Raw genomic sequence first — 20934 nt, 5'->3', positions numbered from 1 at the left:
AAAACTTAATTTCTTGTTAATTCGTGCTATTTTCTGGCGAAATGGATTTTTTATTTGTACATGCCCTGTGTGCTTGTACACATTTAAGGCGCACTTCATCTCTCGCGCGGGTCATCGAAAAAGTCGCTTGTTCCAGAACAGTGGCGCTGGAAATTCAGTTATTACCCTTTATACTGCCCTATCGCCACAGAGCACGACCATCACGGGTTAAAGATATCAATGAGTCAGACTGAAACTACCGCCCAGAGCAAATTCTCCCTCCTTCCCGGGAGCATCACCCGTTTCTTTCTTCTTTTGATCGTGGTGCTGTTGGTCACAATGGGCGTGATGGTGCAGAGCGCGGTTAACGCCTGGCTAAAAGATAAGAGCTATCAGGTGGTGGATATTACCCACGCCGTCCACAAGCGCATTGATACCTGGCGCTACGCCACCTGGCAGATTTACGACAATATTGCGGCAGCGCCTGCCAGCTCGTCCGGGGATGGGCTTCAGGAGACGCGGCTGAAGCAGGATGTCTACTATCTCGAAAAACCGCAGCGTAAGACTGAGGCGCTTATCTTTGGCTCTCACGACAGCGCGACCCTTGAGATGACGCAGCGTATTTCGACCTACCTCGATACCCTCTGGGGCGCCGAAACGGTACCGTGGTCGATGTACTATCTGAACGGTCAGGACAACAGCATGATCCTGATCTCGACCCTGCCGTTGAAGGATCTCTCCTCCGGATTTAAAGAGACGACGGTCGGCAGCATTGTCGACTCCCGCCGGGCAGAAATGCTGCAGCAGGCCAACGCCCTTGATGAACGTGAGAGCTTCTCATCGCTGCGCCGCCTGGCCTGGCAGAATGGTCACTATTTTACCCTGCGTACCACCTTTAACCAGCCGGGACATCTGGCGACGGTCGTGGCCTTCGATTTACCCATTAATGATTTGATCCCGCCGGATATGCCGCTCGACAGCTTCCGTCTGGAGCCAGACAGCAGCACCCAGAACATGCGCGCGGCGTCTGACAAAGAGGCCGCAGAGAGCGTCACCATCTCCTTTAACGGCTCAAAAATTGAAATTGCCTCGTCGCTGAACTCAACCGGCATGCGACTGGTGTGGCAGGTACCGTTCGGCACGCTGCTGCTTGATACCCTGCAAAATATTCTGCTGCCGCTGCTGCTGAATATTGGCCTGCTGGCGCTGGCCCTGTTTGGCTACAGCACCTTCCGTTTCCAGCCGGGACGCCAGAGCGACGCGTCTGCGGTCTCCGCAGGCAACACCAACGAGCTGCGCGTAATGCGCGCGCTCAATGAAGAGATTGTCTCCGTGCTGCCGCTAGGGGTGTTAGTTCACGATCAGGAAGCGAACCGCACGGTGATGAGCAATAAAATTGCTGACCATCTGCTGCCGCACCTTAACCTGCAGAACATCACCGCCATGGCGGATCAGCACCAGGGGGTTATTCAGGCCACCATTAACAATGAACTGTACGAGATCCGTCAGTTCCGCAGCCAGGTGGCCCCTCGTACGCAAATCTTCATCATTCGCGATCAGGATCGCGAAGTGCTGGTGAATAAAAAGCTCAAGCAGGCGCAAAGGCTGTATGAGAAGAACCAGCAGGGACGCGCGGCATTTATGCAGAATATTGGCGATGCCTTCAAGCAGCCGTTAAAAACGCTGGCGACCCAGGCGGCGGCGTTGAACACGTCTGAAAGCCACCAGCTCGCCTGCCAGGCCGACTCGCTGGTCCGTATGGTGGATGAGATCCAGCTGGCAAACATGCTGGAGAATGATTTCTGGAAAGGCACCCCTTCTCTCTTCTCCATTCAGGATCTGATCGATGAAGTGGTTCCCGAAGTCCTGCCCGTAATTAAGCGCAAAGGGCTGCAGCTGCTGATCAACAACCATTTACCCGCCAATGACGAACGTCACGGCGACCGCGAGGCGCTGCGTCGTATTCTTCTGATGATTATTCAGTACGCCGTGACCACCACGCAAATCGGCAAGATCACCCTTGAAGTGAGCACCGACGAGTCGGCGGAGGATCGCCTGACGTTCCGTATCCTGGACACCGGAGAAGGTGTCACGGCGAGTGAAATTGATAATCTGCACTTCCCGTTCCTGAATGACACGCAAAGCGATCATTACGGCAAAGCTAACGCCCTGACCTTCTGGCTGTGCGATCAGCTGGCGCGTAAGCTCGGCGGCCATCTGAATATTAAGGCCCGTGAATCGCTCGGCACCCGTTACTCTCTGCACGTGAAAATGGCCGCCAATCCGCAGGAAGAAGATGAAGAACGCCTGCTGGATGATGTCGTGGTGATGGTGGATGTGACCTCAAACGAGATCCGCAATATTGTGGTTCGTCAGCTCGAAAACTGGGGCGCGACCTGCATCACGCCGGATGAAAGGCTGGCAAGTCAAGAATTTGATCTGTTTTTAACTGATAATCCGTCTAATCTTACTGCCTCGGGCTTGCTTTTAAGCGATGATGAGTCAGGCGTGCGGAAAATCGGCCCTGGCCAGCTGCGCGTCAACTTTAATATAAGCAATGCGATGCAGGAAGCTGTACTACAACTAATAGAAGAGCAGCTGGCGCAGGAAGAGATAACGGAATCCCCGTTAGGCGGCAATGAAAATGCCGAGCTTCACGCCAGCGGATATTATTCCCTCTTTGTTGATACAGTACCAGATGATGTGAAGCGGTTGTATACTGAGTCCGCTGCGAATGATTTTGCAGCGCTGGCACAGACAGCACACCGGCTTAAAGGGGTGTTTGCCATGCTTAATCTGGTTCCCGGCAAGCAGTTATGTGAAACGCTGGAACATCTAATTCGTGAGAAAGATGCCTCTGGCATTGAAAAATACATCAGCGACATTGACGCCTACGTCAAAAGCTTGCTGTAGCAAGGTAGCCTTATACATGAACAATATGAACGTAATTATTGCCGATGACCATCCGATTGTACTGTTCGGTATTCGCAAATCACTTGAACAGATCGAGTGGGTGAATGTAGTCGGTGAATTTGAAGACTCTACAGCACTGATCAATAACCTCCCAAAGCTTGATGCACACGTGCTCATTACCGATCTCTCCATGCCTGGGGATAAATACGGTGATGGGATCACGCTCATCAAATATATTAAACGTCACTTCCCGGACATCTCGATCATTGTTCTGACCATGAACAACAACCCGGCGATCCTGAGCGCCGTGCTGGATCTGGACATCGAAGGGATTGTGCTGAAGCAAGGCGCCCCGACCGATCTGCCAAAAGCGCTGGCTGCGCTGCAGAAAGGCAAGAAGTTCACGCCTGAGAGCGTCTCTCGTCTGCTGGAAAAAATCAGCGCGGGTGGCTACGGTGACAAACGCCTGTCGCCGAAAGAGAGTGAAGTTCTGCGCCTGTTCGCCGAAGGTTTCCTGGTGACCGAAATTGCCAAGAAGCTGAACCGCAGCATTAAAACCATCAGCAGCCAGAAGAAATCCGCAATGATGAAGCTGGGCGTGGACAACGATATTGCCCTGCTGAACTATCTCTCCTCCGTTACGCTGAGCGCATCGGATAAGGATTGATCCAGGACGGGTGTGCGGCCTGATGCCCTCACCCTATCCCTCTTCCACAGGGAGAGGGTGAAAAACATAAAAGGCCCTTGCGGGCCTTTTTTATATTCTCGTTTTTCTCACGCGATCCGCGTAAATCGACAACGTCTGCTTCAGCACGTCCAGCGTCACCGGTTTCGACAGGCAGCTGTCCATGCCCGACTCCAGACAGCGCTGTTTCTCTTCCGCCAGCGCGTTCGCCGTTACGCCCACGACCGGCAGCGTCAGGCCAAGCTGTCGGATGCGCTGCGTCAGACGGTAGCCGTCCATGTTAGGCATGTTGACGTCGCTTAGCACGATATCAATATGATTTTTACTCAGCACATTCAGCGCATCCACGCCGTCATTGGCGGTTTTGCACTGGTAGCCCAGCGATCCTAGCTGGTCAGCCAGCAGGCGACGGTTAATCGGATGGTCATCCACCACCAGAATCATCATATCGTCATTCACGGACGCCAGACCTTCCGGTGACGGCAGCGCGCCTGCACCGTCGTTCTCTTCCAGCTCGACTTTATAGATACGGGCCAGCAGGCTCAACAGCTCATGCGGCGTTGCGACGCTGTGCACCCATTCCCCCGGCGAACGTTCAACCGGGATGCCAATGTGGCGACGGCAGAAGAGCACCGTTCCTCTCCCCTGCCACGGCTGCTCCGGCATCTCGTCGGTGATGAGCACATCGTCCACGTCCGGCGTCTGGCCTTCATAGCGGCAGACCCTCACGCCGCTATGGCTGAGCAGCGCCGACAGATAGTCATTCAGCGAGGCGTTATTGACCGCCAGCCAGCAGCGCTTATCGCTCAGCCCGTCAACCGTGGCTTTCGCCGGATACTGCGCGGAATAGAGCGGAATACGGATGGTGAACTGGCTGCCCATGCCGGGCTCGGTATCCACCGAGATATCACCGTCCATCATGCTGACGAGCTTCTCGCAAATCGCCAGGCCCAGACCGGTGCCCTGGAAGTTACGCTGCACGCCGGTCCCGACCTGGAAGAACGGGTCGAACAGACGAACCACTTCTTTCGCCGGAATGCCTACCCCCGTGTCGCGCACGCGGATGCTGAGGTAATCTCCCGCCCGGCAGACGTGTAGCACAATGCAGCCGATATCGGTGAATTTGATGGCGTTGCTGAGCAGGTTAGAGATGACCTGCTGCAGACGCATCGGGTCGCCGTGCAGCGTCAGCGGCACGTCCGGTTCGATGAAGCAGTAGAGCCCCAGCTGTTTACGCACCACCAGCGGCAGATAGTTGGCGCTGATGTGGTTCATGACCTCACGCGGCGAAAACTCGCGCGGCTCGATTTTCAGCTGCTCAGACTCAATTTTGGAGAAGTCGAGAATATCGCTGATGATCTTCAGCAGCAGGCTGGAGGAGTTGTTCATCGCCGTTACCAGCCGGTCGACGCCTTTCGGCAACTCCTTCGTCTGCAGCAGATCGAGGTTACCGATAATCCCGTACAGCGGCGTACGCAGCTCGTGGCTGACGGTGGCCAGGAACATGGATTTCGACTGGCTGGCCTGCTCCGCGGCCTGCGCCATCTCCTGCAGCGACTCTTCCATCTTCACGCGCGCGGAGACATCCACCAGCACGCAAATCGCCACGTTTTCATTGCGATAGCGGGAATGGACAAAGCTGATCTGCAGGTTGGTATGGGTGCTGGTGAGCACGTCGACAAAGTTCACCTGCTGGCCGCAGATGATTTGCGTCAGCCTTTGCCGGTCCTCGTGCGTCAGCATGTTCAGGTAGTTGTGCGCCAGCTCGTTACTCAGGATATTGGTCCCGTCCTGAGTACGCAGAATGCAGATCCCCACCGGAGCCGAAGCGACAATCTTGCGGTTGAACTGCTCGTGCTCCTCCAGACGCTGGGCGTCACTTTCGGCGGGAATAAAGATTCTCCGCTCATACATGCGCGCCAGCGTAAACAGCGCCCCGCCCACCAGCAGGTTCAGCAGAATCGCATTCATGATAAGAATGCGTATCCGCTCAAGCACCATATCCACCGGCAGCGAGTAAACAATGCTCAGCGACGATGGCGGCAGGCTTTTTTTCAGCACCAGCTCGCGGAAGCCGGAGGTGTAGCCGAACCATGAGCGTTCCTGCATCCAGTGCGGATCGACGTTCAAACTTTTATCCGGCCCGGCGAGGGAGATCAGCTGATGCCCGTTTTCATCCAGAATGGTCACGCCCATCGGCAGGCTGCCCGGCGTGAAGAAGTTTTCCATGCGGATGGTCTGCTCAATCCCCAGCAGCGCCTGCAGGCGATTGCCCAGGTAGACCGGCGTCAGCGCGTAGAAATAGCCCACGCCCATGCGCGGCCCCTGGCTAATCCAGAAGATGTTGTTCCCGCGCTCGTCCTGCGGCGCATTACGATATTTCACAATACGCTCGTGCAGGCTTTTCAGCGCATCATCGCGCTCGACGGGCACATCGCGCAGGCCGAAGTCGGCCATGCAGAGATTTTCGCTGCCAATCAGGAATACGCGGTTGAGATCGTAGGCGGCGGAGAAATTGTCGCGCCAGTAGCGCATAAACCAGGCGAGGGATTCCAGCGACCCGCGCCAGGTGCTGCTCATGGTGGAGCAATCGGAGTCCGGGAACAGCGGCTGGAAGTCCGGCACTTCGGTTTTGTCATTGCGCCCGCGCAGGGCAAGGATACCGTTTTCCGCCGTCAGCCGGTTTTCGGCAATATACTTCAGCTCCTTCATCACGTCAGACGTTCGCTGAATGTAGCGCTGGGCCTGATCGGAGCTTAAATTAAACTCCTGGCGGATCTCCGCTTCTTTCTGGTGCAGCGCATTGACGATGTAAAACACCGACAGCAAGGCCACCAGCAGCCAAAGCAGGAGCGCCAGCGCCCGGAACAGATAGCGAGAAACTTTCAGCGTGGTACGAAAGGAGACGAGGTATTTCAAAGGGGCGAGGCTCCGCCGTCGGGGTCAAAAGAATGTGGTTAAGGTAGCGGTAAACGCGGCTTGTCGCAACGTTCACGTATCTGCATCTGCAAAAGAAAAGGGCCGGAATCCGGCCCTTTATGCGTCAGAAGAGATTACTCGTCAGCGTCATCCGCTGCGTCGTCGTCGGTCTCCGCTTCCGGTGCGATTTCATCATCACCTTCCGCGACGCTGCCGTCGATGGAGTCGAGCTCTTCGTCGTCCACCGGCTCAGCTACGCGCTGCAGACCCACCACGTTTTCATCTTCCGCCGTACGGATGAGGATCACGCCCTGGGTGTTACGGCCCACCACGCTGATCTCGGATACGCGGGTACGCACCAGCGTACCGGCATCGGTGATCATCATGATCTGGTCGGCATCGTCCACCTGCACCGCGCCCACAACGGACCCGTTGCGCTCGGTAACCTTGATGGAGATAACGCCCTGCGTGCCGCGCGACTTGGTCGGGTATTCGCTTTCCGCCGTACGTTTACCGTAGCCGTTCTGGGTGACGGTCAGGATTGCGCCTTCGCCACGTGGAACGATCAGGGAAACAACGGAGTCTTCACCCGCCAGCTTGATACCGCGTACGCCGGTCGCCGTACGGCCCATTGCGCGCACGGCGTTCTCTTTGAAGCGCACCACTTTACCGGCCGCAGAGAACAGCATCACTTCATCAGAACCGGAGGTCAGATCCACGCCGATCAGCTCGTCGCCTTCGTTCAGGTTCACCGCAATAATACCGGCAGAACGCGGACGGCTGAACTCGGTCAGCGCGGTTTTCTTCACGGTACCGCTGGCGGTCGCCATAAAGACGTTCACGCCCTCTTCGTACTCGCGTACCGGCAGGATGGCGGTGATACGTTCGTTCGCTTCCAGCGGCAGCAGGTTGACGATTGGACGACCACGCGCGCCGCGGCTCGCTTCCGGCAGCTGATAGACCTTCATCCAGTACAGACGACCGCGGCTGGAGAAGCAGAGGATCGTGTCGTGGGTGTTGGCCACCAGCAGGCGGTCAATAAAGTCTTCTTCTTTAATACGTGCCGCAGATTTGCCCTTACCGCCACGACGCTGTGCTTCGTAGTCGGTCAGCGGCTGATACTTCACATAGCCCTGGTGAGACAGGGTGACCACCACGTCTTCGCGGTTGATCAGATCTTCAATGTTGATATCAGAGCTGTTCGCGGTGATTTCAGTGCGGCGCTCGTCGCCGAACTGATCGCGGACCAGCTCCAGCTCTTCGCGGATCACTTCCATCAGGCGCTCGGCGCTGCCCAGGATGTGCAGCAGCTCTGCAATCTGTTCCAGCAGCTCTTTGTACTCGTCGAGCAGTTTTTCATGCTCAAGGCCGGTCAGCTTCTGCAGACGCAGATCCAGAATCGCCTGGGCCTGCTGTTCAGTCAGGTAGTACTGACCGTCACGCACGCCGAATTCAGGCTCCAGCCACTCAGGACGCGCGGCGTCATCGCCCGCACGTTCCAGCATCGCCGCCACGTTACCCAGATCCCACGGACGCGCAACCAGCGACGCTTTCGCTTCGGCCGGGGTTGGCGCACGACGGATCAGTTCGATGATTGGGTCGATGTTGGCCAGCGCAACCGCCAGCGCTTCAAGGATGTGCGCACGATCGCGCGCTTTACGCAGTTCGAAGATGGTACGACGGGTCACCACTTCGCGGCGGTGACGCACGAACGCGCTCAGGATCTCTTTCAGGTTCATGATCTTCGGCTGGCCATGGTGCAGCGCAACCATGTTGATACCGAAAGAGACCTGAAGCTGAGTCTGGGAGTACAGGTTGTTCAGCACAACCTCACCCACCGCGTCGCGCTTGATTTCAATCACGATGCGCATACCGTCTTTGTCAGACTCGTCGCGCAGCGCGCTGATGCCTTCAACGCGTTTCTCTTTGACCAGCTCGGCGATTTTTTCAATCAGACGCGCTTTGTTCACCTGATACGGGATCTCGTGAACAATGATGGTTTCACGGCCGGATTTGGCGTCCGCTTCTACTTCAGCGCGGGCACGGATGTAAATCTTGCCGCGACCGGTGCGGTACGCTTCTTCAATGCCGCGACGACCGTTTATGATCGCCGCCGTCGGGAAGTCCGGGCCCGGGATGTGTTCCATCAGCCCTTCAATGCTGATGTCTTCATCGTCGATATAGGCCAGGCAGCCGTTGATCACTTCCGTGATGTTGTGTGGCGGAATGTTGGTTGCCATACCGACGGCGATACCGGACGAGCCGTTCACCAGCAGGTTAGGGATCTTCGTTGGCATAACGTCAGGAATTTTTTCCGTGCCGTCGTAGTTATCAACGAAATCAACCGTCTCTTTTTCCAGGTCGGCCATCAGCTCATGGGCAATCTTCGCCAGACGGATTTCCGTATAACGCATTGCCGCGGCGGAGTCGCCGTCGATAGAACCAAAGTTACCCTGACCATCTACCAGCATGTAACGCAGCGAGAATGGCTGCGCCATACGGACGATAGTGTCGTACACCGCGGAATCACCATGGGGATGGTATTTACCGATTACGTCACCAACGACACGGGCAGATTTTTTGTAGGCTTTATTCCAGTCATTGCCCAATACGTTCATGGCGTATAGTACGCGACGGTGTACCGGCTTCAGGCCATCGCGGACGTCCGGCAGCGCACGGCCAACAATGACCGACATCGCATAGTCCAGATAGGAGCTCTTCAGCTCTTCCTCGATGTTAACCGGTGTAATTTCTCTCGCAAGGTCGCTCATCTAACCGCTATCCCTCTACTGTATCCCGGATTCAAAGGTCGCAAATTATAACACAGCCGCGGTGATACAGGTAAACCTATACGCTTTATTCACAGGGATTGCCTGATATACTCATTTGTCTTGCTAAATAAGGAGTAAAAGCGCCCATGAATGCCGAAAAATCCCCGGTGGCACACAACGTTGACCACGAAGAGATTGCCAAATTTGAAGCGGTGGCGTCCCGCTGGTGGGATCTCGAAGGTGAGTTCAAACCGTTGCATCGCATTAACCCGCTGCGTCTGGGCTATATCGCGGAGCGTTCCGGCGGTCTGTTCGGTAAAAAAGTGCTCGACGTCGGCTGCGGCGGCGGCATCCTGGCGGAGAGCATGGCGCGCGAAGGGGCCACCGTCACCGGCCTGGACATGGGCTTTGAGCCGCTGCAGGTTGCCCGTCTTCATGCGCTGGAGTCCGGTATACAGGTGGATTACGTGCAGGAAACCGTGGAAGCGCACGCGGCAAAACATGCCCACCAGTACGATGTGGTGACCTGCATGGAGATGCTGGAGCACGTTCCCGATCCGCAGTCCGTGGTCAACGCCTGTGCAAAACTGGTGAAGCCGGGCGGCCAGGTCTTCTTCTCGACCATCAACCGCAACGGCAAAGCCTGGCTGATGGCCGTCGTCGGCGCAGAATATGTGCTGCGCATGGTGCCGAAAGGCACGCACGACGTGAAGAAATTCATCAAGCCGGCCGAGCTGTTAAGCTGGGTTGACCAGACGTGGCTGAAAGAGCAGCACATCACCGGCCTGCACTACAATCCCCTGACCGATAAATTCAAACTCGCACCGGGCGTGGATGTTAACTATATGTTGCACACAACCGCCAAAAACGACTAACGTCATTCGTTATTCTTATAAAGATTGCGCGACATCATGTTGCGCAATTCTGACCTCCCGTTGAAGAAATCAGCACTCGATCAAATTTTGAATTTTTTTTCTTAATTATTGACATGTCGTCCAGGCCTTACGGTACGAGGACTTACGCTTTTTTACCCTTTCACAACCTCAATTTAACGTCAAAATCAACCCTTGTGCTGAAAAGATTCGATACTAGAATACTCACCATATAGCGTTTTTCTTATCGCAAACCCCCTATATGTAGTATTTATCCACAGAGTTAGTCACAAGACGGATCTGTGGATAAGCGGGGGATATTTTTTATTTCACGGACAGGTAAAACCCACATGAATCAGAGTCTGCTGGTGACAAAGCGCGACGGTACTACCGAGCGTATCAATCTGGACAAAATCCATCGAGTTCTCGACTGGGCAGCAGAAGGACTGAACAACGTATCTATATCCCAGGTTGAACTGCGTTCTCATATTCAGTTCTACGACGGCATCAAAACGTCTGATATCCACGAAACGATCATTAAAGCAGCGGCTGACCTTATCTCCCGCGAAGCGCCGGATTATCAGTACCTCGCTGCGCGTCTGGCGATTTTCCACCTGCGTAAGAAAGCCTACGGCCAGTTTGAGCCGCCGAAGCTTTACGATCACGTGGTGAAAATGGTCGAGCTGGGCAAATACGACACGCATCTGCTGGAAGACTATACGGAAGAAGAGTTCGAGCAGATGAACGGGTTTATCGATCACTGGCGCGACATGAACTTCTCCTACGCGGCGGTGAAGCAGCTCGAAGGCAAATACCTGGTTCAGAACCGTGTGACCGGTGAGATCTACGAAAGCGCCCAGTTCCTCTATATTCTGGTGGCCGCCTGCCTGTTCTCAAACTACCCGCGCGACACCCGTCTGGACTACGTGAAGCGTTTCTACGATGCGGTATCGACGTTCAAAATTTCTCTGCCAACGCCAATCATGTCTGGCGTGCGCACCCCGACCCGTCAGTTCAGCTCCTGCGTGCTGATCGAGTGCGGTGACAGCCTGGATTCCATCAACGCCACCTCCAGCGCCATCGTGAAATACGTTTCCCAGCGTGCCGGTATCGGCATCAACGCCGGTCGCATCCGCGCGCTGGGCAGCCCGATTCGCGGCGGTGAAGCGTTCCACACCGGCTGTATCCCGTTCTATAAGCACTTCCAGACGGCGGTAAAATCCTGCTCTCAGGGCGGCGTGCGCGGCGGCGCAGCGACCCTGTTCTACCCGATGTGGCACCTGGAAGTGGAAAGCCTGCTGGTACTGAAAAACAACCGCGGCGTGGAAGGCAACCGCGTGCGTCACATGGACTACGGCGTGCAGATCAACAAGCTGATGTACACCCGCCTGCTGAAAGGGGAAGACATCACCCTGTTCAGCCCGTCCGACGTCCCGGGCCTGTACGACGCGTTCTTCGCCGATCAGGACGAGTTCGAGCGTCTGTACACCAAATATGAAAAAGACGACAGCATCCGCAAACAGCGCCTGAAGGCGGTAGACCTGTTCTCCCTGATGATGCAGGAACGTGCCTCTACTGGCCGTATCTACATCCAGAACGTTGACCACTGCAACACCCACAGCCCGTTTGATCCGGTGGTTGCGCCAGTGCGCCAGTCTAACCTGTGCCTGGAGATCGCCCTGCCGACCAAACCGCTGGAAGACGTGAACGACGAAAACGGCGAAATCGCCCTGTGTACGCTGTCCGCGTTCAACCTGGGTGCGATTAAGAGCCTGGACGAGCTGGAAGAGCTGGCCGTACTGGCGGTTCGCGCGCTGGATGCCCTGCTGGACTACCAGGATTACCCAATCCCGGCCGCTAAGCGCGGTGCGATGGGCCGTCGTACCCTGGGTATCGGCGTGATCAACTTCGCCTACTGGCTGGCGAAAAACGGCAAGCGTTACTCCGACGGCAGCGCTAACAACCTGACGCACCAGACGTTCGAAGCCATTCAGTACTACCTGATGAAAGCTTCTAACGAGCTGGCGAAAGAGCAAGGCGCGTGCCCGTGGTTCAACGAAACCACCTACGCAAAAGGCATTCTGCCGATCGACACCTATAAGAAAGACCTGGATGCGATCGTCAGCGAGCCGCTGCACCTGGACTGGGAAGGCCTGCGCGAGTCCATCAAAACGCACGGCCTGCGTAACTCCACGCTCTCTGCCCTGATGCCGTCCGAGACCTCTTCGCAGATCTCCAACGCCACCAACGGTATTGAGCCACCTCGCGGCCACGTCAGCATCAAAGCATCGAAAGACGGCGTGCTGCGTCAGGTGGTGCCGGATTACGAAACGCTGGGCAACAACTACGAGCTGCTGTGGGAGATGCCAAACAACGACGGCTACCTGCAGCTGGTGGGTATCATGCAGAAGTTTATCGACCAGTCGATCTCTGCCAACACCAACTATGACCCGACGCGCTTCCCGTCCGGCAAGGTTCCGATGCAGCAGCTGTTGAAAGACCTGCTGACCGCCTACAAATTTGGCGTGAAAACGCTGTACTATCACAACACCCGTGACGGTGCAGAAGACGCGCAGGACGACCTGGTACCGTCAATTCAGGACGATGGCTGCGAAAGCGGCGCATGTAAGATCTAATGAAGGGCGGGGATATCCCCGCCTTTATTTCGTAAGACAGGACACACTCATGGCATATACCACCTTTTCACAGACGAAAAACGACCAGCTCAAAGAGCCGATGTTCTTCGGCCAGCCGGTCAACGTGGCACGCTACGATCAGCAAAAATACGACATCTTCGAAAAGCTGATTGAAAAGCAACTCTCCTTCTTCTGGCGTCCGGAAGAAGTGGACGTTTCCCGCGACCGTATTGACTACCAGTCGCTGCCGGATCACGAAAAGCATATCTTCATCAGCAACCTGAAGTACCAGACGCTGCTGGACTCCATTCAGGGCCGCAGCCCGAACGTGGCGCTGCTGCCGCTGATCTCCATTCCCGAGCTGGAAACCTGGGTGGAAACCTGGGCGTTCTCCGAGACGATCCACTCCCGCTCTTATACCCACATCATCCGCAACATCGTGAACGATCCGGCGGTGGTGTTTGACGATATCGTCACCAACGAGCAGATCCAGAAGCGCGCGGAAGGCATTGCGCACTACTACGACGAGCTGATCGAGATGACCAGCTACTGGCATCTGCTGGGTGAAGGCACCCACAGCGTGAACGGCAAAACCGTTACCGTGAACCTGCGCGCGCTGAAAAAGCAGCTCTACCTGTGCCTGATGAGCGTTAACGCCCTGGAAGCGATCCGCTTCTACGTGAGCTTCGCCTGCTCCTTCGCCTTTGCCGAGCGCAAGCTGATGGAAGGCAACGCCAAAATCATTCGCCTGATCGCCCGTGATGAAGCCCTGCACCTGACCGGCACCCAGCACATGCTGAACCTGCTGCGCAGCGGTACGGACGACCCGGAGATGGCGGAAATCGCCGAAGAGTGCAAGCAGGAGTGCTATGACCTGTTCGTGCTGGCGGCCCAGCAGGAGAAAGAGTGGGCAGACTACCTGTTCCGCGACGGCTCCATGATTGGCCTGAACAAAGACATCCTGTGCCAGTACGTTGAGTACATTACCAACATCCGCATGCAGGCGGTTGGCCTGGACCTGCCGTTCCAGACGCGCTCTAACCCGATTCCGTGGATCAACACCTGGCTGGTATCCGATAACGTTCAGGTTGCGCCGCAGGAAGTGGAAGTGAGCTCTTATCTGGTCGGTCAGATTGATTCTGAAGTCAACACCGACGACCTGAGCGACTTCCAGCTCTGATGAGCCGCGTAACGCTGAGCCTTTCTGGCACCGAAGTGCTGTGCCAGGAAGAGCACCCTTCACTGCTGGTGGCGCTTGAAGCGCATCAGGTGGAGGTAGAGTACCAGTGTCGTGAAGGCTACTGCGGCTCCTGCCGCTGCCGTCTGGTCGCAGGCCAGGTGGACTGGCTGACCGAGCCGCTGGCCTTTATCAGTGATGGGGAAATTTTGCCCTGCTGCTGCCGGGCAAAAGGCGATATTGAGATCGAGATGTAAAAAAGGGCCTTACGGCCCTTTTTTCTATTTTAAGAACGTCACCGCTTTATCCGGGAAATCCGTAAACAGCCCGTCCACGTCCGCCTGCTTATACAACACCTCGTAAAGCTGATTCACGTCCGTGGCATACGGCGGCAGCTGGTCTGCACGCACCGTATAAGGATGCACCTGCATCTTACTGGCGTGCGCCTCTTTCACCATCGCCGTCAGCTTCACGTGGCCAGGCGTTGAGCCTTCCGCCACCAGCATGTGGTAATCCGGCCCGATGCCGTCGGCGTACTGCGCAATCTGCTTCATCGCGCCTGGCTTAAACATCCAGTCGTAGCTGTAGTTCACCCACTTCCCGTCCAGCTGTTTCTCCTGGGTTTCGTTCCAGTCGGTATAGGCAATCAGCTGCACCAGGTTGAGATCCATCCCCATCTTCGGCTCCAGCTCGGTTTTAATGCGCTTCAGCTCGGCGGCGTCAAAACACTGCAGGTAAACTTTGTCCTTCTTGCTGGTGTAGCCGTACTGTTTCAGCACCTCCAGCGTCTTCGCGGCAATGTCCTTCCCTTCCTGATGGTGGAACCACGGCGCTTTGATTTCCGGGTAGATACCGATGTTTTTCCCGGTAGAGTGGTTCAGCCCCTGAACAAACTCAATCTCTTCCTGGAAGGTATGGATCCGGAAGTCGGATTTGCCCATCGGGAAGCGACCCGGATAGACCTGCACCTTCTTGCCGTTTTCAATCTCAAAGCCTTCGGTAAACTTCAGAGAGCGGATTTCATCCAGAGTAAAGTCGATGGCGTAATAACGACCATCTTTGCGCGCGCGGTCCGGGAAACGCTCCGCCACGTCGGTCACGCGGTCAAGATAGTGGTCATGCAGGACGACCAGCTGGTCGTCCTTGGTCATCACCAGATCCTGCTCCAGATAATCCGCGCCCTGGGCATAGGCCATCGCTTTCGCCGGCAGCGTATGCTCCGGCAGATAGCCGCTGGCACCGCGGTGGGCGATAACAATTTTATCCGCCGCCAGCGCAGAGCCTGTCATCAGGCCTGCCAGCAGCAGGCCGGTGGTTAATTGAGTTAATTTCATCGCAATGCTCCTTATTGACGACGCGCCAGCACTTCCGCGTGGTGACGTTTCTCGCCGATCATCACAATAACCAGCAGCAGAACCGCCAGCACGCTACCGCCGATCATCACCATAAAGCCGCCGTCCCAGCCGAAGAAGTCAACGGTATAGCCCACAATGGCGCTCGCCGCGACCGAACCGCCGAGGTAGCCAAACAGACCGGTAAAGCCTGCCGCCGTGCCCGCCGCTTTTTTCGGCGCCAGCTCCAGCGCGTGCAGACCAATCAGCATCACCGGACCGTAAATCAGGAAGCCGATAACGATCATACAGGCCATGTCTACGGACGGGTTGCCCGGCGGGTTGAGCCAGTAAACGACAGTGGCAATGGTCACCAGGGTCATGAAGAACACGCCCGTCGCGCCGCGGTTGCCTTTAAACACTTTGTCCGACATCCAGCCGCAAATCAGCGTGCCCGGGATCCCGGCGTATTCATACAGGAAGTACGCCCAGGAGGATTTATCCAGCGCGAAGTGCTTCACCTCTTTCAGATAGGTCGGAGACCAGTCGAGGATGCCGTAGCGCAGCAGGTAAACGAACACGTTCGCCACCGCGATGTACCACAGCAGCTTGTTCGGCAGCACGTACTTCATGAATATCTGTTTCGCGGTCAGCTCTTCTTCGTGCTTCTCGCTGTAATCGTCCGGATAGTCGTTCTTGTACTCTTCAATTGGCGGCAGGCCGCAGGACTGCGGCGTATCGCGCATCAGCGCAAAAGCAATAATCGCCACCAGAATAGCGCCAAAGGCAGGCATGTAGAGCGCCGCGTGCCAGTCGTTGAACCAGGCCATCCCCAGCAGGAACAGCAGAGGCGGAAGCCCGCCCCCGACGTTATGCGCGCAGTTCCACACCGATACAATGCCGCCGCGCTCTTTCTGCGACCACCAGTGCACCATGGTACGTCCGCACGGCGGCCACCCCATCCCCTGGAACCAGCCGCAGAGGAACAGCAGAACAAACATAATGGCAATGCTGGACGTCGCCCACGGCACAAAGCCCATGAACAGCATCACCGCTGCCGCCAGGATCAGACCGGCAGGGAGAAACACGCGCGGATTCGAGCGATCCGACACGGAACCCATGATGAATTTAGAAAAACCGTAGGCGATAGAGATCCCCGACAGCGCGAATCCCAGATCGCCGCGTGAAAAGCCCTGCTCCACCAGATACGGCATGGCGAGCGCAAAGTTTTTACGTACAAGGTAGTACGCCGCGTACCCGAAGAAGATCCCCAGGAAAATTTGCCAACGCAGACGACGGTATAGCGGATCAATTTCTGCCTCTGGCAGACGCGCCCGATGCGGCGCAGGTTTGAAGATACTGAGCATAACAGCCTCCGTGGCCTTTCAAAAAATGACCAGGCATCTCGCGCCCGGTTACAGAGGCGGGGATGTTAAAAAAACATGCGGTTTGTTACTGTGAATCAACGCACAGATTGTTACAGAAATATGACAGGATGCGCAAAATAGCGCATGAAATCACGTTTCAGTTTCGAATTTCGCGCGTTTATGTTCGAAATCAAACAAACCACACGATCTATGTGGCTAAATGCTAAAAAACGAACATAGAGGAAAGGCAATGACAATTCACGATCCACGCTACAGCGATGTGATTATCATTGGCGGTGGCGCAACCGGCGCCGGCATCGCACGCGACTGCGCCCTTCGCGGCTTAAGCGTCACGCTTCTGGAGCGCCACGATATTGCCACGGGCGCAACCGGACGAAACCACGGCCTGCTGCACAGCGGCGCGCGGTATGCGGTTACCGACGGTGAATCCGCGCGCGAATGTATCGCTGAAAACCAGATCCTCAAGCGCATCGCCCGGCACTGCATTGAGCCAACCGACGGCCTCTTTATTACCCTTCCCGAAGATGACCTCGCCTTTCAGAAAACCTTTATAACCGCCTGCACTGCGGCGGGTATTCAGGCTGAGGCTATGGATCCGGCGCTAGCCCGGCGGCTGGAGCCGTCGGTGAACCCGTCACTGATCGGTGCGGTGAAGGTGCCTGACGGCACCGTGGATCCGTTCCGCCTGACCGCCGCCAACATGCTGGACGCCCGCGAGCACGGCGCGCGCATTCTGACCGGGCATGAAGTGACCGGGCTTATCCGCGAGGGTCATCGCATCTGCGGCGTGCGGGTGTTTGATACGCAGTATAACGAGCACGGCGAGCTGCACGCCGCCGTGGTGGTCAACGCGGCGGGGATCTGGGGCCAGCGCATTGCGGAGTATGCCGACCTGTCGGTACGTATGTTCCCGGCCAAAGGCTCGCTGCTGATCCTCGACCACCGCATCAATAACCACGTCATCAACCGCTGCCGCAAGCCGTCTGACGCCGATATCCTCGTGCCGGGCGACACCATTTCGTTAATCGGCACGACCTCCACCCACGTGGACTACAGCGAGATTGACGTCAACCGCGTGACCGCCGAGGAGGTCGACACCCTGCTGCGCGAAGGGGAAAAACTGGCGCCGGTGATGGCGCAAACGCGTATTCTGCGCGCCTACGCGGGCGTGCGCCCCCTTGTCGCCAGCGATAACGATCCGAGCGGACGCAACGTGAGTCGGGGCATTGTGCTGCTCGATCACGCCGAGCGCGACGGCATGGACGGGTTTATCACCATCACCGGCGGCAAGCTGATGACCTACCGCCTGATGGCCGAGTGGGCGACCGATGCCGTCTGCCGCAAGCTCGGGAATACCGAACCGTGCGTTACGGCAGAACAGCCGCTGCCGGGATCGCGCCAGCCTACCGAAAAAACGCTGCAAAAAATCATCTCCCTGCCCGCGCCGCTGCGCGGTTCGGCCATCTACCGCCACGGCGACAGAACGCCACAGTGGCTCGGTGAAGGAAGATTGAGCCGCAGCCTGGTGTGCGAGTGCGAAGCCGTTACCGCAGGCGAGGTGCAGTACGCGGTAGAGAACCTGACGGTCAACAGCCTGCTGGATCTCCGCCGCCGCACCCGCGTCGGAATGGGAACCTGTCAGGGCGAGCTGTGCGCCTGTCGTGCGGCCGGGCTGCTGCAGCGTTTTCATACCACCACCGCCACCCAGTCGCTCGATCAGCTCAGCGCATTTTTGAACGAGCGCTGGAAAGGCATTCAGCCTGTCGCCTGGGGAGATGCCCTGCGCGAAAGCGAATTTACCCGCTGGGTCTATCAGGGGCTTTGCGGCCTGGAGAAGGAGCAACACGATGAAATTTGACACCGTCATCGTCGGCGGCGGGCTGGCAGGCCTGCTCTGCGGCATCAAACTCACGAGGCAGGGGCTGCGCTGCGCCATTATCACCCGCGGCCAGAGCGCCCTGCACTTCTCGTCGGGCTCGCTGGACCTGGTGAATGAAGCGTACCGCGACAGGCTGGCGCCGGAGCACCCCTACCACCTGATTGGCGCACAGCATATTGACCGCTTTGCGCTGGAAGCCGAAGCGCTGCTGGCGGACTGCGGCGCGCGTCTGCAGGGAAGCGCCAGGCAAAATCATCAGCGCATTACGCCGCTCGGCACCCTGCGATCCGCGTGGCTCAGCCCGGAGGAAGTCCCCGTTGCCCCCGTCAGCGCGCGACGAGTGCGGGTGGTGGGTATCAGCGGCTTTCTGGATTTTCAGCCCCATCTCGCGGCAGCATCGCTCTGTCGCCAGGGCGTCAACGCCGACACGGCGGAAATAGAGCTGCCCGAGCTGGATATCCTGCGCGATAACCCGAGCGAGTTTCGCGCGGTGAATATCGCCCGTTTTCTGGATAACGAGGACAAATGGCCGCTGCTGTATGACGCGCTCAGGCCGCTCGGCGAAACCTGCGATGCCCTGTTAATGCCCGCCTGCTTTGGTTTAAACGACAACCGCCTGTGGCGCTGGCTGTCGGACCGTCTGCCCTGCTCGCTCGGCCTGCTGCCCACGCTGCCCCCTTCCGTACCCGGCATTCGCCTGCATAGCCAGCTCCAGCGCCAGTTTGTTGCGCAGGGCGGCGTGTGGATGGCGGGTGACGAGGTGAAAAAAATCACACTGACCGACGGCGCGGTGAGCGAAATCTGGACACGCAACCACGAGGATATCCCGCTTCGCGCCCGCTATACGGTGCTGGCGAGCGGGAGCTTCTTCAGCAACGGGCTGCTGAGCAGCCGGGAGGGCATCCGGGAAGCCATTATGGGGCTGGACGTGCGGCAAAGCGCCTCCCGCGCGGACTGGTATCAAAGTGATTTCTTTACGCCGCAGCCCTGGCAGCAGTTTGGCGTGATTGTCGATAACCGGCTACATCCGCAGCGTTCCGGTCAGCCCGTCGGTAATCTTTTTGCCATCGGCTCGCTGCTGGGCGGATACGATCCGATCGCCCAGGGATGCGGCGGCGGGGTTTGCGCCGTCACAGCGCTGTATGTGGCAGAGCAGATTAGCCAGCGCGTGGAGGCTGAACGATGAACGACACCCGTTTTGAAAGCTGCATTAAATGCACGGTGTGCACCACCGTCTGCCCGGTCAGCGGCGTGAACCCGCGCTACCCTGGGCCAAAGCAGGCCGGGCCGGACGGCGAGCGCCTGCGCCTGAAGGACGGCAAGCTGTACGACGAGGCGCTGAAATACTGCATCAACTGTAAACGCTGCGAGGTCGCCTGCCCGTCGGACGTGAAAATCGGCGACATCATCCAGCGCGCCCGGGCGCGCTACAGCACGCAAAAGCCGTCGCTGCGCGATGCGATCCTGAGCCATACCGACCTGATGGGCAACGTCTCAACGCCGTTTGCCCCGCTGGTGAATGCCGCGACCTCACTCAAGCCGGTACGCCAGCTGCTGGATGCGACGCTGAAGATAGACCATCACCGCAGCCTGCCGAAATATTCTCACGGCACCTTCCGCCGCTGGTACAAGTCCGTCGCGGCGGAGCAGGCGCAGTACGACGATCGGGTAGCCTTTTTCCACGGCTGCTATGTGAATTACAACCACCCACAGCTGGGCAAAGACCTGCTGAAGGTTTTGAACGCGATGGGAATCGGCGTCCAGCTGCTCAGCAAAGAGAAGTGCTGCGGCGTGCCGCTGATTGCCAACGGGTTTACCGATAAAGCGCGCAAGCAGGCCAAAAGCAACGTTACCTCCCTGCGGGAAGCGATTGTCGATAAAGGCATGCCGGTGCTGGCGACGTCGTCCACCTGCACCTTCACCCTGCGCGATGAGTATCCGCATCTGCTGGACGTGGATAACGCCGGCCTGCGCGAGCACATCGAGCTGGCGACGCGCTTCCTGTGGCGCAAGCTCGACAGCGGGAAGACGCTGCCGCTGGGAACATTGCCGCTGAAGGTGGTCTATCACACCCCGTGTCATATGGAGAAAATGGGCTGGTCGCTCTATACGCTGGAGCTGCTGCGGTTAATTCCGGGGCTGGAGCTGACGGTGCTGGATTCGCGCTGCTGCGGCATCGCAGGCACCTACGGCTTTAAGCGTGAAAACTACGAAACCTCGCAGGCGATTGGCGCCCCGCTGTTCCGCCAGATTGAAGAGAGCGGCGCGGATATCGTGGTGACGGATTGCGAAACCTGTAAATGGCAGATTGAGATGTCCACCAGCAAGCGCTGCGAACATCCGATTACCCTGCTGGCGAAAGCGCTGGGCTGAACGTTGCCGGG

The 20934-nt window shown here is 57.3% G+C and carries 13 protein-coding genes; 9 read left to right on the top strand and 4 right to left on the bottom strand.

From position 1 onward, the window contains the following. Positions 1-219 precede the first annotated feature (219 nt). Positions 220-2892: a phosphotransferase RcsD gene (rcsD, locus tag UTO39_RS15145; protein WP_320727504.1), complete on the top strand. Its 2673-nt coding sequence runs from the start codon at positions 220-222 to the stop codon at positions 2890-2892. 16 nt (positions 2893-2908) lie between these two features. After that, positions 2909-3559 carry a response regulator transcription factor RcsB gene (gene rcsB, locus UTO39_RS15140; protein WP_006176468.1) on the top strand — a complete coding sequence of 217 codons (651 nt, stop codon included), beginning with the start codon at positions 2909-2911 and terminating at the stop codon, positions 3557-3559. A 90-nt stretch (positions 3560-3649) separates the two neighbouring features. Here the strand turns inward: rcsB and rcsC are convergent, their stop codons facing one another. Next, a complete protein-coding gene (gene rcsC / locus UTO39_RS15135) occupies positions 3650-6496 on the bottom strand; it encodes a two-component system sensor histidine kinase RcsC (RefSeq protein WP_266178701.1) in 2847 nt (948 codons plus the stop codon). A 134-nt stretch (positions 6497-6630) separates the two neighbouring features. Next, positions 6631-9267 carry a DNA topoisomerase (ATP-hydrolyzing) subunit A gene (gene gyrA, locus UTO39_RS15130; protein WP_061097570.1) on the bottom strand — a complete coding sequence of 879 codons (2637 nt, stop codon included), beginning with the start codon at positions 9265-9267 and terminating at the stop codon, positions 6631-6633. Between the two features lie 146 nt (positions 9268-9413). Between gyrA and ubiG the strand changes: the two genes are divergently transcribed. The 4 genes from ubiG (at position 9414) to yfaE (ending at position 14209) form a co-directional block, all read left to right on the top strand. Continuing rightward, positions 9414-10142: a bifunctional 2-polyprenyl-6-hydroxyphenol methylase/3-demethylubiquinol 3-O-methyltransferase UbiG gene (gene ubiG / locus UTO39_RS15125; protein WP_151413971.1), complete on the top strand. Its 729-nt coding sequence runs from the start codon at positions 9414-9416 to the stop codon at positions 10140-10142. A gap of 347 nt (positions 10143-10489) precedes the next feature. Next, on the top strand, positions 10490-12775 hold the full coding sequence (gene nrdA, locus UTO39_RS15120; RefSeq protein ID WP_061097568.1) for a class 1a ribonucleoside-diphosphate reductase subunit alpha: 2286 nt from the start codon (positions 10490-10492) through the stop codon (positions 12773-12775). 49 nt (positions 12776-12824) lie between these two features. After that, on the top strand, positions 12825-13955 hold the full coding sequence (gene nrdB, locus UTO39_RS15115) for a class Ia ribonucleoside-diphosphate reductase subunit beta (RefSeq protein WP_041908962.1): 1131 nt from the start codon (positions 12825-12827) through the stop codon (positions 13953-13955). After that, positions 13955-14209, top strand: a complete 255-nt coding sequence (gene yfaE, locus UTO39_RS15110) for a class I ribonucleotide reductase maintenance protein YfaE (protein WP_061097567.1) — start codon at positions 13955-13957, stop codon at positions 14207-14209. The genes nrdB and yfaE overlap by 1 nt, the downstream gene beginning before the upstream one ends. Before the next feature lie 24 nt (positions 14210-14233). On the opposite strand, the gene glpQ is transcribed toward yfaE, so the two are convergent. Both glpQ and glpT read right to left on the bottom strand, forming a co-directional pair. Further along, positions 14234-15286 (bottom strand): glycerophosphodiester phosphodiesterase, encoded by a 1053-nt coding sequence (gene glpQ, locus UTO39_RS15105; protein WP_320727503.1) that lies wholly within the window; start codon positions 15284-15286, stop codon positions 14234-14236. An 11-nt stretch (positions 15287-15297) separates the two neighbouring features. Then, a complete protein-coding gene (glpT, locus tag UTO39_RS15100; protein ID WP_266178699.1) occupies positions 15298-16650 on the bottom strand; it encodes a glycerol-3-phosphate transporter in 1353 nt (450 codons plus the stop codon). 250 nt (positions 16651-16900) lie between these two features. On the opposite strand from glpT, the gene glpA reads away from it, so the two are divergent. From glpA to glpC, 3 genes are read left to right on the top strand one after another with little or no spacing between them, the layout of a single operon-like run. Then, complete coding sequence (gene glpA / locus UTO39_RS15095; RefSeq protein WP_320727502.1) at positions 16901-18529, top strand: anaerobic glycerol-3-phosphate dehydrogenase subunit A; 1629 nt, start codon at positions 16901-16903, stop codon at positions 18527-18529. Next, positions 18519-19736, top strand: a complete 1218-nt coding sequence (gene glpB, locus UTO39_RS15090) for a glycerol-3-phosphate dehydrogenase subunit GlpB (protein WP_320727501.1) — start codon at positions 18519-18521, stop codon at positions 19734-19736. Before glpA ends, glpB begins: the two co-directional genes overlap by 11 nt. After that, positions 19733-20923: an anaerobic glycerol-3-phosphate dehydrogenase subunit GlpC gene (gene glpC / locus UTO39_RS15085; RefSeq protein WP_320727500.1), complete on the top strand. Its 1191-nt coding sequence runs from the start codon at positions 19733-19735 to the stop codon at positions 20921-20923. The genes glpB and glpC overlap by 4 nt, the downstream gene beginning before the upstream one ends. Positions 20924-20934 lie beyond the last annotated feature (11 nt).

The organism is Enterobacter sp. 118C5 (assembly GCF_034107645.1).
Lineage (GTDB): Bacteria > Pseudomonadota > Gammaproteobacteria > Enterobacterales > Enterobacteriaceae > Enterobacter > Enterobacter nematophilus.
The sequence above is the reverse complement of the archived record's forward strand: the minus strand, read 5'-3'. Positions and strand labels throughout refer to the sequence as shown.